The following is a 12633-nucleotide window of genomic DNA, read 5'->3' on the forward strand; positions in this document are numbered from 1 at the left end:
CGGGCGTGTGGTCAGTCGAAGAGCCCTTCGCGACGGGCGAGGGCGATCGCCTCCACGGCGCTGTGCACGCCGAGCTTCGCGTACACCCGTTCGAGCTGCTTGTCCACGGTCCGCTTCGCCACGCCGCGGGCGTTTGCGATACCCACCGGGTCCTTACCTTCGTAGCGAAGGCGAAGGGTGTCCAGTTCCGCCGGGGTGAGGTCGAAGGGGCGCCGGGCCGGCGCCGGGCGGTCGGCGAGGTCGAGGCCGATCCTCGCGGCGAGTTGCCGCACCCGGTCGCGCAGGGGCACGGCGCCGAGAGTCTTCGCCACCTGGTAGGCGTTGCGCGCCGGTTCGCGGGCTGCCTTCGGATCGGCGGCCGCGAGCGCCAGGGCCTGCCGCCAGTGGGCATAGGCGGCCGGGTAGGGCCGGTCGAGTCTCGCCCAGCCGTGCGCGACCCGCTTCCAGCCGGTGGCGGTGTCCGCGCCTCGGATACGCAGCCGTTCGGCCTTGCAGAGCAACACGAGTTGGTCGATCTCGTCTTTCGCCGGCTGTCGGCGAGCATCCGACGCGAGAAGGGCGATCCGGTCGCCGTCGGCCGCTGCGCCGTGCGGATCGACCGTCGCACGGTCGGCCGCGCAGCGCATCCCCACCGCGCAGAGGCGCAGCAGCTCGAGCGCGTTCTCACCTCCACGCACCGCCGCCACGCCCCGGAGCACCTCGTCCGCCGCCCGCGCGAGATCGTTCTCGGCGAGTGCCAACTCCGCTCGGACTCCGTGCAACGGGCCCAGGAACCGAGGGTCCTCGCCGTGCTCCACGTTCTCGATCGAGGTGAGCAACTCGCGCGCCTGGTGGAGATCGCCACGCGCCACCTTGATCTCGGCGAGCGTGAGACGCGGATAGAGGCTTTCGGCCGGCAGCCGGTCCAGGGTCACCTCGGTGATGATCTTTTCGGCGTCGTCCCACTCACCCAGCAGCACGAGCGCGGCGCTCGAATTGTTGGCCAGCACCGTTCCCTGCCGCGTACCGGCCAGGTCGAACCGACGGGCCTCGTCCAACGCCGCCATCGTCACCTCGGCGGATTCCCGCAGGCGCCCGGCGTGCTCCAGGACCAGACCCAGGTTTCCGTAGGCCCGGAAGAGATCCTCGATATGGTTGGCCGACCTGGCGATCTCGATGGACCGGCGCAGCCGCACCTCGCCCTCCGGATCGCCGAGCATGCCGAGGGCCAGGCCGGAGATGTTGAGGGCCCGCCCTCGGACGGCCTCATCCTCGACCGTGGTCGCCATGGTCAACGCCTTGTCCGCGGTCCTGCGGCCCTCCTGGTAGTGCCCGGCCTGCAGGTGGGCGAGCGCGATCCCGGCCAGAACCCGAGCCTTCACGGCCGAGGGGCGGCTGTGGGCCAGCAACGTGGCCGCCTCGCGGAACACCTCACCGGACTCGGCCCGCCGGCCGGCTTCCCACAGGTAGGTGGCGCGTCGCTCGTGCATCTCGCCGAGCCGATCGGGGTCGCCGTCGTTGTCGGGTGCGTCGATGGCCTCCTCGACGAGTTCCAGGGCCTGGTCGACCCGTCCGGACCAGCGGGCCGCCTCGGCCGCCTCGGCGAGTAGCTGCGAGCGGGTCACACCGGCTCGGGCCTGCGGATCGGCGACGCGGTGCCACAACCGCAGGGCTCGGTCGAACTGCACCTCGGCCGAGGAGAACGCCAACGTCCGGGCTGCTGCCCGGCCGGCCTGCACGGCGTACGTGAGCGCCTGCGGCCAGGCGCCCGCCTGATACCAGTGGCTGGCCTGCTCGGCTACGGCCGAGCCGTCGATCAGTGACAACCAGGGGTCGGCTGCCAACGCCTCGGCCATCGCGGTGTGCAGATCCACCTGAGTGTCCCGGACCGTCTCCTGGTAGACCACCTCGCGCAGCAAGGCGTGCCGGAAGCTGTAGCTGTCCTCCTGGCCGGCAACGAGCATCTGCTGGTCGAAGCACTCCTGCAACGCGTCCCGCAACGTCTCGGCCGGTAAGCCGCTCACCGTCCGCAACAGCCGCCGGCTCATCGCCCGCCCGGCCACAGCCGCGACCCGTAGCACCTTGAGAGCTTCCTCGCTCAGACCACCCAGGCGGGCGAGCATCACCGAGCGGATGTCCGGTGGCAGCTGGACGTCTTCGTCCCGACCGGCGAGGGCGCCGGCGGCCACCAACTGCTCGGCGTAGAACGGGATGCCGTCGGACCAGCGCAGGCAGCGCTCCACGAGTCGTGAATCGACCCGCCCGGAGCTGCCCGCCGCGACGAGACAGCGCATCTCCTCGAGCGTGAAGGCCGGAAGTTCGAAGCGTTCGGTGCGGCGGAGGAACGTCGTGCCGGCCAGCAGTTGCCACAGTGAGTCGCCGCGCCGGGGGTTGGCGCGGTAACTGCACACGAAGAGAAGCCGGCGGCCGTCCGGGGGCGCCTGGGCCAGATGCCGCACCAGGTCGAGCGTCGAAGGGTCGGCCCAGTGCAGATCCTCCATGATCAGCACGACCGGGTGCTCTGCCCCGATGTGATCGAGCATCCGGCGGACCGCCAGGAAGACCTGCTGGGGCGTGTGCATGGCGTCGCCCTCGAGATCGAAGAAGGCGGTCAACTTCCGGTACGCCGGGCCGCCGAGTTCCGCAGCCTCCTGGTCGCCGTGCTCCCGGCCGAACGTCTCCAACGCTTCGAGCAGCGGGGCGTACGGCATCGGGTCGCCGAAGTGCTCCTCACACGCGCCGGACAACACGTGGGCGCCGGATTCCCGTGCCTCGCGTGCGAACGCGGCCACGAGCCGGCTCTTGCCGACTCCCGGCTCTCCACCGATCAGTACCGTACGGGCCGTGCCCTGCCCCGCCTCGGACAGGCGGCGCCGCAATGTGTTCAGCTCGTGGTCGCGGCCGACGAACACCGGCTCCTCGGGCACGTTCACCGTCCTTCGTCGAAGCTATCGACCGCGCCCGATCTCGATGATATCCAGCACCGTGGCGACGATCCGGTCCAGTTCGCTGCTGTCACGCAGCACCCGCTCCAGGCGGTCGTCGTACGCGCGCCCGAGGTGACCTCCACCCGCGTCCGCGCCGAAGACCGTGTCGAGCACCTCGGCCACCACTGTCGGCGCAGCCTCGCCCCGGGCGAGGCGGACCCGGATGAGTTGGACGGCCCCGTGAGCCAGCGCGGTGAGTAACCGCTCGTTCTCGGCCTCGGCGTCGACCGGGACGTCGCCCCGGTCGTCGAGGAGCGCCGACGAGGCGACCGGAGCCTGCTTGTGGCCGAGCGGCCCTTCGACGTACTGCTCGTACCACTGCGGACGACTGCTCATGGCGTGCAGGACGGTGCGGATGTCGGCCTGCAGGTCCGTCTCGCCGTACGTCGACCAGCCACCGTGCCGCTCGCAGCGTCGTACCACCCAGCTCTCGGTGGGCCACAGCTCGTAGCCGGCGGTGGCCGGCGTACCCGCCCACAGCAGGATCTGGGTAGCCAGATCGAGCAGCCACGGCTCACGGCCCAGTTCGTCGGCCAGCCAGGCCGGCACGCGGGGACGCTGCAACGCCCCGTGCTCACCACGCCGTCGCCGGTGGGCATCGACAGTGGCCGGGATCAGACGGCTGGCGATCCAGCCCTCCAGGTTCTCGATCCGTGCGCTCGCTTTGCGGGCCACGTCGTCGACCACAGCCTCGACGTCGTTCTCGAACCGGTCCAGGCATTCGGCCGCCAGGTGTCGCACCGAGGCGGCGCAGCTGACATGACCCCGGCGCATCTCGATCTTGCGGGTGAGTCGCTGATACACGACCGGCCAGGCGATGGAGTACGTCGCACCGGTGAGCCGCGAACGGCGCGGACCAGAGGCGCCCGCGATCGTGGTAGCCAGCAAACCCTGGCGCGCCAGATCCCGGACCTCGTCGACGCCGTCGGTGTGGGGCGATCCGAGCACCGCACCCTCCTCATAGTGGACCAACGAAGGTGACTCACCTTGGACCAGGGAATTGCGCACGGTGAACGGCGAGATGAATCGTTTCAGTCGACGGTCAGTCGAGGCGATGCGCGGCTCAGAGGTCGGGTTATCCCCGATTGGTCCACAACGGAGGGTCGACAGGACGATAGATCCGGATGAACGTCGTAGTCCGAAAGCATGACCCTGTCTTGATCGGAAACGGCCTGCCGGTGGCCGCTGATTGCGGGCATGCTGGCGGTGGGCTCGACTCTACGGCCGACAGGAGCGCAACCATGGACGAGGATCCGACCTCCGCCGAGCTGCGCGAATATCTCACGTCGGAGCTGCGCGAGGCGGGCGCGGCGGCCGTCCGAGCGGGTGCGGATCCGGACGCGGTGACGGCTGATCTGAAGGAGCGGCTCCGGCGGATCAACGAGATGCTGGCCGCAGCGGAAGAGGCCACCCATCCGGACCCTGCCGACTGACCGACGCACTGAGCGGCGTCGCAGTCGGCAATCGGTCAGTGGCAATCCCCGTCATGCCCTTGACGACATCGTTGATGCTCTTCACCGGTCCTCTCTGGTCCAGCCGAGGAGGCGACGGTGCAGCACGCCGGCCGGTGGCAAGGGCATGCACCCGTCGCTCAAGATGGATGAGCGCCTTGTGCGCGCGAGATCATGTACTGCTCGAAGTGGATCATCCAGGCAACTCTGGTCCGTAATGCTCATGAGCAAGGTGGTAAGAGCGTGTGGTCACGGTCCCCGCACCCGGGAACACCGGAGCGGGGAATCGCGCCATGCGGAACCCTGGCCGCGGCAGTAATTGCGGCCTGGCATCATCCGGCGGTCCACGAACCTGTCGGGAAACCCATGTAGAACGTCTGGCCACTTCGTGTGGGTGTAATCGACGCGCTCGATCCCTGAGGGGTGTTCTTGGCGCACTGGACTCCCATCACGACATCCTGCGCCTGGTTCAGGTTGACCTTGGCGTAGACGATGTCGTCTCCACTGTCTCCGCCGCTGCTGACGTTCGAGACGGCATAGTTCACGCCCGTCACATAGTTGCCGTTGCCGGGACACCACCCCCACCATCTCGGGGTGACGAGATACACGTAGCCAGTAGCGGCCTGCGCAGGCCCGGGTGCGACGATGGCCGCCCCTGCCAGGATGCTTGTGGTTGCGATGGCGCGCGTAACCCACCGTAGGAGCAGAGTGTCTCTCATGGCTGGCCTCCCTGGCTGCTAAGGCGGGCATCAATGGTCGGTTCTCTAGCCCGCCGACGACTAGGTTCAATGATCGGGCAATTCTCTGGGGTCGTTCGGCCGCTTGCACGTCGAGCTGGCTAGTGCAATAAATGGTCAGTGGGTGCTCTGAGTGGCTCGGCCGGTGGTCGCGGCCGTCCGTACCGTTCGCCGCGGCGTACGCCGCAGGGCACGTTTCAGCACCGGGTCGGTTGGTTGCTTCGGGTCAACCGCCTCTACGGCCCAGAAGCGCGCTGGCAGCGAGAGGCGGGATTTGCCGCGGACTTTCAAGGCGGCTGCTGGCGGGAGCACACGAGCGTCTATCGGATCTCCCGCTGGGAGACGGCAAAGGTCCGCGTACCCCACCTGGCGGTCCGGCGGTACGAGGAACTACTGCAGGTGCCGGCACATCAGCTGACTGTGCTGATCGATGCAATCAGCCGTTACTTCGCCGCCTCGCCCGGGGATGCGCCGATGCTGCAGCGGCCGCGCCGGGATGAGTCAGCAGCCGTCGACCGGATAGCCGAACTACTGGAGTCCGTCCAGTCCGACGACGTGGTGACTGGGGCGCAGTGGGACGAGTTGACCGCTCTGCTCGCTGGCACCGGTCCGGTGATGTTGCCGCGATCCAGGTGGGCGCATATCGCGGAGCGACTTTTGGCCGAGATGATCGTGTCTCATGGCGTGGCCTGGGCTCAGCGCTACGAGGCCCTCAATCGCCTGCTCGGCCACCCACTCGGCCAGCAATCGGCGGTCGCTGCGTGCAGCAGCCTCGCGGCTGATCGCACCAACCAGGTGTTCATCGAGACGGTCAGTGTGCTCGATGCCAGTCCGCATCCAGACGCAGCCGCACATGTTCTCAAGCAACTCGCCCAGCCCACTAACGGCCGGGCTCAGTACGGCGCTCTTCTTGCCTGCGTACGCAAGCTGCGGTTTGGGCACTTCAGCGAACCCCAGGTACGGCAGTTGGTGCCAATCGTCAACGACTTTGCCACGAACCCTACCCACTATGAAGACGCACGCCTGCTCGCTGCCGAACTCATCCGGCGGATTCCGGCGGACCTGCCATCCGATCTCCGTCGGCGGCTGCGCGAAGCGGCCTTCCACAACGACGTCGCGGCACGCGGGTCGTTGCCGGAGTCAAGCCCGAAGCGCGTCTTGGCTGAAGGTATCGCCAACTCGACCGTCGCAAGAATGGCGAGTCATGTTCCGCGCTTCCTCGACACGCTGCTGCCCGACCTCATCGAGGAGATGCTGTTCAGCCCTGTCTTCGATGTACGGCTGAACGCGGCGCTCCTGCCCTTCGGAACGCCGTACCGTGCACCGCTGGCCGCCAGCCTGGCCATTGAAGTAGTCAACCAGGTCCGCGGCGGTGAGACAGGGGTCGCTCGAACACTGATCGAAGCACTGCGCATCCTCGGAAGCGACAAGGAGCGCGCCCTCGTTGAGCAGCTCACCTTGGCGCCTGGCCTTCCGCCTCAACTCGTTCTCGCCGCAGCATCAACGCTCGGACACCTCGGCGGCAGTAGTTCAGACCACTACTGGACAACTGCCATCAACCAGCACGCTCGACACTGGCACCGTAGTGGAGGCAGAACAAGCGCATCTGTTTTGGACGCACTGATCTACGGCCTCGGCATCTCACGAAACATGACTATTCTCCGACGTATCCGCGATCGTATCGACGTCCCCCCACCCGCCCGGACCGCTGCTGGGTGGTGGCTCAATCTGCCGATATCGGTGTATGAGAGCGCGAATCGGTAGCCTGACGACAGCCAGCACTGGACGCTTGCCGCATCGTCTGCGCGCACTCGTCAAGCCGCATGCGGCTGCCGGGTTCGGCCAGTTCTGCCCGATTGACATCTTCCCGCAGCTCAGATGCGCTGTTGAGTGGGCCGCCAGGGACTCGAACCCTGAACCTATGGATTAAAAGTCCACAGCTCTGCCATTGAGCTAGCGGCCCGCACGGCACAGGTTACCCGAACCCGATCAGCCCGGCGTGCGTCGCGCACCGACCCTCCCGACCACACTCCGGCACCACACGACGCCGCTTCGGGGCCCTCCGCTGCGTCCCCGGACCGCTACGCTTCGGCAATGTCGAGCTGGCACCGGCACGGCCTCAAGACAAAAGCCGCACTGGTGCCTGCCGTCGCCCTGGTAGCCCTGCTCGGCCTGGTGGTGCAGTCGGAGGGCATCGACACCACCGCCGAGTTCGTGGCGCTGCTCGTCGTCCTGGCCTCCTCCGGCGCGCTCTACCTGCGCCGGCGACACCCCGTGGCGGTGGGTGTGGCAGCGCTGGCCGCTGTCGCCGCGTACGGCGCCCTGCTTCACCGCCCTGGGCCGATCATGCTGGTGTTCGTCGTGGCGCTGTACACGGTCGTCGACGAGGGGCACCTCGCGGTCGCGGTGGGGCTCGGCCTGGCCTCTGTCGTCTCGTTCGCCGTCGCCGACAGCTACACCCGGACCGGTGTCAGTGGGAACGGCGCGACGCTGCTGCACGCCGGCTGGCTGGTCGCGGTCATCGTCGGCGTGACCCGCAACCGGCGGGCCTATCTCGCCGAGGTGCAGGCCCGGGTGCTCGCCGCCGAGCAGCGTAAGGAGGAGGAGGCCCGCCACCGGGCCACCGAGGAGCGGCTACGGATCGCCCGCGAGCTGCACGACCTGCTCGGCCACCACTTGTCGTTGATCAGCGTGCAGGCGAGCGCCGCGTTGCACCGGCCCGATCCGGAGCGGTCGGCGGAGGCACTCACGGTGATCAAGCAGACGAGCCGGGAGACGTTGCGCGAGCTGCGGGCGGCGCTCGGCGTGCTCCGGCAGGAGGGTACGACGCCGAGCCGGCCCGTCCCCGGCCTCGACCGCCTCGACGAGCTGGTCACGACGGCCGGGCGGCGCGGGTTGACGGTGCGTACCGAGGTGACGGAGACCGGGCCGCTGCCGCCGGAGGTGGATCTGTCCGCGTACCGGATCGTCCAGGAGGCGCTCACCAACGTGAGCCGTCACGCGGGCGCGACCACGGCGGTGGTCCGGGTCGTGCCGGACGGCGACGAGGTGCTGGTGGAGGTGGCGGACGACGGCGCCGGTCCCGCCGGCCCGCCCGGGAACGGGATCCTCGGCATGGGCGAGCGGGCCCGGGCGCTGGGCGGCTCGCTCACCACCGGGCCGGGTCCGGACGGCGGGTTCCTGGTGCGGGCCCGCCTTCCGCTGCGGCCCGCCCTGCTGCCGATCCCGGCGCCACGCGCGGCACAGGGGGAGACGACATGATCCGGTTGCTGCTCGCCGACGACCAGACTCTGGTACGCGCCGGCTTCCGCTCCATCCTCGACGGCGAGGACGGCATCGAGGTGATCGGCGAGGCCGCCGACGGCGCCACGGCGGTACGGCTGGTGCGGGAACTGCGTCCGGACGTCGTCCTCATGGACATCCGGATGCCGCTGCTGGACGGGCTCGCCGCCACCCGGGAGATCGTCGCCGGCACCGCCGCCCGGGTGATCATCCTGACCACGTTCGACCTGGACGACTACGTCTACGGCGCGTTGCGGGCCGGCGCGAGCGGCTTCCTGGTCAAGGACACCGAGCCGGCGGAGCTGATCCACGGCGTGCGGGTGGTGGCGCGGGGCGACGCGTTGATCGCCCCGGCCGTCACCCGCCGGCTGATCGCCGAGTTCGCCGCCCGGACCCGACATCCGGACCCGGGCCCCCGGCTGAACGCGCTCACCGAGCGGGAGCGGGAGGTGCTCGCCCTGGTCGCCGCCGGCCTGTCGAACGACGAGATCGCGGCCCGGCTGGTGCTGAGCCCGGCCACCGCGAAGACGCACGTCAGCCGGATCATGACCAAGACGCGGGTACGGGACCGGGCTCAGCTGGTGGTGCTCGCGTACGAGTCGGGGCTCACCGTCCCCGGCTGGCTCACCGCCTCCTGACCGAGCCGCCGGGCCGACGCCAGCGACCGGTTCAGGCGGTGCGCCGGGAACGGGCCAGCGCCACCCCGCCCAGCACCGCACCGATCAGCCCCAGCGCCACCCCGGCGACCGCGCCGGCCCGGCCCTGGCCGCTGCCGAGGCCCTCGGTGGTCAGCGCCAGGTGCCACGCGCTCAGGACCAGGCCGACCACTCCCGCCGCGGCAGCCACCAGGGCCTGGACGCGCCCCTCGCCCGCCCCGCGGCGGGAGCGGCTCAGTGCCAGTCCGCCGACGACCACGCTGGCCAGGGCCACCACGGCGAAGACAGTGGCGCCGACCCGCCCGGAGCCGCCGATGCCCCCGGCGGCGAGCGAAGTGTGCGCGGCCGGGGCGACTGCGCCGGCGAGCAGGTGCATGGACATTCTGGGACTCCCTCGGGTCGCGGCAAGTGGTGACGGCGGCAGCGTATGGACGGGCATCGCCACCGGTCGTCGCCCCGGAGTCGTCGATCGGGCTACCACCACGGGAGTACGCGCTGCGCCCGCGTACCCCAGGGGTTGTCGTTGCCGGGCGTGAACGGCGGCGGCCGGGGAACCTGGGCGACCATGCGAGTCACGAGCACCGCCGCTGTGGCGGCGTCCCCCGAGGTGCCGGGCGACGACGGCGTACGCCGGCCCGGCGGTGAGGTGCACGCCTGGCTGCCGGGCCGGAACCAGACGCTGTGCGGGCTGCCGCTGAACACGAACCCCCGTCCGTGAGCGGTTGCTGCCCGGTTCAGCGGGTACCGCACCCCTCATGCGCATCGTGATCGTGGGGGCGACCGGCAACGTGGGGACGGCGGTGCTGCGCCGGCTGCGGCGGGAGGCGGGCACCGAGCTGGTCGGCGTGGCCCGCCGGCTGCCCGGGCCGGACGCCGGTGAGCCGTACGACGACGTGGAGTGGCACTCCTGCGACATCGGTGCACCCGGTGCCGCCGACCAGCTCGTGCGGATCTTCGCCGGGGCGCGGGCGGTAGTGCACCTGGCCTGGCAGATCCAGCCCAGCCACGACCGGCGCACGCTCCACCGGACAAACGTCGGCGGCAGCCGCGCGGTAATCGAGGCCGCCGTCCGGGTCGGCGTTCCGGCCCTGGTGTACGCCTCGTCTGTCGGCACCTACGCGCCCGGCCCGAAGAACCACCCGGTCAGCGAGAACTGGCCGGCGACCGGGGTGGAGACGTCGTCGTACAGCCGGGACAAGGCGGAGGTCGAGGCACTGCTCGACGGCGTGCAGCGGGAGCACCCGAAGCTGCGCGTGGTACGGCTGCGGCCCGGGCTGATCTTCCAGCGGGAGGCCGGTACGGAGATCAGCCGCTACTTCCTCGGCCCGCTGGTGCCGGTGCGCCTGCTGCGGTACGGCCGGATTCCGCTGGTGCCCTCGAACCGGCGGCTCCGGATGCAGGCGGTGCACGCCGACGACGTGGCGGACGCGTACGCCCGGGCGGTCGTGGGGGAGGCGAGCGGCGCCTTCAACGTGGCGGCCGACCCGGTGCTGAGGCCGGAGCTGGTGGCCCGGCACTTCCACGGCTGGACGCTGCCGGTGGCGGTGCCGGTGCTGCGCGCCGCGGCGGCGGTGACGTGGCGGGCGCGGCTGCAACCCGTCGACACCGGGTGGGTCGACCTGGCGCTGAACGTGCCGCTGATGTCCAGCCACCGCGCCGAGACCGAACTCGGGTGGAGCCCGAGCATCGACACGGTGACCGCCCTGAAGGAGTTGTTCGCCGGCATGGCCGCTCGGGCCGGCACCGACTCCCCGCCGCTGTCCCCCGACCCGACGCTCCCCGGCCGGCCCGCCGCCCTGACCAGAGGCCACCTCCCCGGCCACCCCAACCCCTACTGACCCCACCCTTCGCCTGCCCGCCACCTGTCCGATCCGGCTCCAGCCTCGGGCCACCCCGCCCTCGCCCTATCTCGCCGCCACCCCGCCTCGCCCTACCCCGCCCTCGCCCTGTTGATCAAGGAGTTTGTGTCGCGCGCAGAGATCAACCAGGACACAAACCCCTTGATCACCGAGCCCAAGGGGGGCAGGCGCGAGGGCGGAGCGGCCACTCTCCAGGCGGGGATTGCTCGGTGATCATGAAGTTGGCGGGGCGACACGCCGATGACGGAGCCGTCAACCTCATGATCGACAGGGTGGGGTGGGAGCGGCGTGCGCAGGCCGGGTGCTCAGGCGGCAATCATGAGGTTGACGGCACGACACGCCGACGGGGAGGCCGCCAACTTCATGATCGACGAGGCGAGCCGAGCCGCGCGAGGCAGCGCAGGGCGAGGCGCGGGTGTGGGCGGGTCAGGAGATCTAGGCGCCCAGGAAGAAGATTCCGGGGTGGCCTCTTGTCTCGAAGCCTCGGCTGGGGTTGCGCCGCAGGGTGCTGCTGTCGATCTTCAGGGTGCCGGTGCGGTTGTTGCTGACGAAGAAGATCGCACCACCGCCCTCGTTCGCGCTGTTGTCCTCGATCACCGTGCCGGCGATCCGCACCGCGAATTCGTTGCCGTCGCAGTAGATCGCGCCACCGCTGCCGCCGCCCGGTGTGCCGCCCCGGGCCGGGTTCGCCCCTGTGCCGACCGCGCGGTTGTCGCGGAAGACGCTGTTCAGCACCGTCCAGGAGACACCGATGCTGCTCAGCGCCCCGCCGTTGGCGCACACCCCGCCGGTGAAGGTGCTGCTCACCACGTACACCGGTTTGTTCTCGAACTGGCTCAGTACGCGCAGCGCGGCGCCCCCGAGGTCCGGGCCGGTGCGGTCGCAGCGGTTGCCGACGAACCGTGAGTTGATCACGGCGAACCGCCCACCGCGTACGAAGATCGCGCCGCCTCCGCCGCCCTCGCTCCGCTCGCCCGTGGCGTCCCCGTCGGCGAACGTCAGGTTCTGCACGGTGAGCCGCGGGTGGTCCTGGTTCTGGCAGTGCGAGGTGGTCCAGCCCTGCGCCTCGTCGCACGTGTTCATGTAGAGGATCCGGCGCTTGCCGCCGCCGCTGAGCGTGACAGTGCCACCGCCGTCCAGCACGACGCGCGGGCCGTGCGAGTTCACCACCTTCGCGGTGGCCTTCATGGTGATGGTGACCGGCGCGGGCCCGCAGTCGAAGGTGATCAGGCCACCGGCCGCGACGGCCTTCACCACCGCCTCCGAGGTGCAGCTCGCCGGGGTGCCGCTGCCGACGGTACGGGTCGGGCGTGAGGTGTCCACCGGTCGCGCCTCTGCCGGTACGGCGGCCCGGCCGGCCGGGTTGCCGGCGCGGAACGCCACGGTGGCGGGGGTGGGGCTCGGCCGGGCGCTACCCAGTCCCGAACGCTCGTCCGGGGTGGGCGACGGGGCGGCTGCCGGACTGGCCGACGAACCGGCGGCGCCGGCGGCGGGCGCGACGGCCTGATCCTCGCCGCCGCAGGCGGGCAGCGTCGCCGTCGCCAGGGCGAGGACGAGCAGAGTGACAGCCGACTTCACGCGCACCGCCCGATGCTAGGAGGACCGGCCGCCCCGGCACGACTCCACAGCCGATCCTTAACCCGCCGCTAAGCCGGCGCCGCAGCCGCAGCCGCAGCCGACAC

At 70.4% G+C, this 12633-nt stretch carries 11 protein-coding genes and 1 tRNA gene; 6 read left to right on the top strand and 6 right to left on the bottom strand.

What is annotated here, in order from left to right:
• Window positions 1–11: 11 nt before the first annotated feature.
• Window positions 12–2906: an AAA family ATPase gene (locus tag O7546_RS30235; protein ID WP_269697982.1), complete on the bottom strand. Its 2895-nt coding sequence runs from the start codon at window positions 2904–2906 to the stop codon at window positions 12–14.
• 21 nt (window positions 2907–2927) lie between these two features.
• Window positions 2928–3914: a hypothetical protein gene (locus O7546_RS30240; protein WP_194802134.1), complete on the bottom strand. Its 987-nt coding sequence runs from the start codon at window positions 3912–3914 to the stop codon at window positions 2928–2930.
• A gap of 293 nt (window positions 3915–4207) precedes the next feature.
• Here O7546_RS30240 and O7546_RS30245 point away from each other — a divergent pair, with 293 nt between their 5' ends.
• Window positions 4208–4399: a hypothetical protein gene (locus O7546_RS30245; protein ID WP_194802133.1), complete on the top strand. Its 192-nt coding sequence runs from the start codon at window positions 4208–4210 to the stop codon at window positions 4397–4399.
• A gap of 350 nt (window positions 4400–4749) precedes the next feature.
• Here the strand turns inward: O7546_RS30245 and O7546_RS30250 are convergent, their stop codons facing one another.
• Entirely contained in the window at window positions 4750–5025 is a 276-nt protein-coding gene (locus O7546_RS30250; RefSeq protein WP_281600314.1) for a hypothetical protein, read from the bottom strand.
• A 249-nt stretch (window positions 5026–5274) separates the two neighbouring features.
• Between O7546_RS30250 and O7546_RS30255 the strand changes: the two genes are divergently transcribed.
• Window positions 5275–6918 carry a hypothetical protein gene (locus O7546_RS30255; protein WP_194802131.1) on the top strand — a complete coding sequence of 548 codons (1644 nt, stop codon included), beginning with the start codon at window positions 5275–5277 and terminating at the stop codon, window positions 6916–6918.
• Between the two features lie 127 nt (window positions 6919–7045).
• On the opposite strand, the gene O7546_RS30260 is transcribed toward O7546_RS30255, so the two are convergent.
• A tRNA-Lys gene (locus O7546_RS30260) sits at window positions 7046–7117 on the bottom strand.
• A 131-nt stretch (window positions 7118–7248) separates the two neighbouring features.
• On the opposite strand from O7546_RS30260, the gene O7546_RS30265 reads away from it, so the two are divergent.
• Together O7546_RS30265 and O7546_RS30270 are read left to right on the top strand one after the other, a co-directional pair.
• Window positions 7249–8415: a sensor histidine kinase gene (locus O7546_RS30265; protein ID WP_281600315.1), complete on the top strand. Its 1167-nt coding sequence runs from the start codon at window positions 7249–7251 to the stop codon at window positions 8413–8415.
• Window positions 8412–9074 carry a response regulator transcription factor gene (locus O7546_RS30270; RefSeq protein WP_194802109.1) on the top strand — a complete coding sequence of 221 codons (663 nt, stop codon included), beginning with the start codon at window positions 8412–8414 and terminating at the stop codon, window positions 9072–9074. The genes O7546_RS30265 and O7546_RS30270 overlap by 4 nt, the downstream gene beginning before the upstream one ends.
• Window positions 9075–9105: 31 nt before the next feature.
• Here O7546_RS30270 and O7546_RS30275 read toward each other — a convergent pair whose 3' ends face one another.
• The gene (locus tag O7546_RS30275; protein WP_281600316.1) at window positions 9106–9474 is read right to left on the bottom strand and encodes a DUF6223 family protein; all 369 of its coding nucleotides are present in this window, start codon (window positions 9472–9474) and stop codon (window positions 9106–9108) included.
• Window positions 9475–9657: 183 nt separating this feature from the next.
• Between O7546_RS30275 and O7546_RS30280 the strand changes: the two genes are divergently transcribed.
• Both O7546_RS30280 and O7546_RS30285 read left to right on the top strand, forming a co-directional pair.
• Window positions 9658–9810, top strand: coding sequence for a hypothetical protein (locus O7546_RS30280; protein ID WP_281600317.1), 153 nt, complete (start codon window positions 9658–9660; stop codon window positions 9808–9810).
• A 37-nt stretch (window positions 9811–9847) separates the two neighbouring features.
• The gene (locus O7546_RS30285; protein ID WP_281600318.1) at window positions 9848–10930 is read left to right on the top strand and encodes an NAD-dependent epimerase/dehydratase family protein; all 1083 of its coding nucleotides are present in this window, start codon (window positions 9848–9850) and stop codon (window positions 10928–10930) included.
• A gap of 456 nt (window positions 10931–11386) precedes the next feature.
• Here the strand turns inward: O7546_RS30285 and O7546_RS30290 are convergent, their stop codons facing one another.
• Window positions 11387–12529 (bottom strand): hypothetical protein, encoded by a 1143-nt coding sequence (locus tag O7546_RS30290; protein WP_281601195.1) that lies wholly within the window; start codon window positions 12527–12529, stop codon window positions 11387–11389.
• Between the last annotated feature and the right edge of the window lie 104 nt (window positions 12530–12633).

It is taken from the genome of Micromonospora sp. WMMA1976 (assembly GCF_027497335.1).
Lineage (GTDB): Bacteria > Actinomycetota > Actinomycetes > Mycobacteriales > Micromonosporaceae > Micromonospora > Micromonospora aurantiaca.

What these genes read in the sequence shown, in the direction of transcription:
- O7546_RS30285 (WP_281600318.1), top strand. Translation starts at nt 9,848, where the DNA reads ATGCGCATCGTGATCGTGGGGGCGACCGGCAACGTGGGGACGGCGGTG.
- O7546_RS30270 (WP_194802109.1), top strand. Translation starts at nt 8,412, where the DNA reads ATGATCCGGTTGCTGCTCGCCGACGACCAGACTCTGGTACGCGCCGGC.
- O7546_RS30275 (WP_281600316.1), bottom strand. Translation starts at nt 9,474, where the DNA reads ATGTCCATGCACCTGCTCGCCGGCGCAGTCGCCCCGGCCGCGCACACT.
- O7546_RS30245 (WP_194802133.1), top strand. Translation starts at nt 4,208, where the DNA reads ATGGACGAGGATCCGACCTCCGCCGAGCTGCGCGAATATCTCACGTCG.
- O7546_RS30265 (WP_281600315.1), top strand. Translation starts at nt 7,249, where the DNA reads ATGTCGAGCTGGCACCGGCACGGCCTCAAGACAAAAGCCGCACTGGTG.
- O7546_RS30280 (WP_281600317.1), top strand. Translation starts at nt 9,658, where the DNA reads ATGCGAGTCACGAGCACCGCCGCTGTGGCGGCGTCCCCCGAGGTGCCG.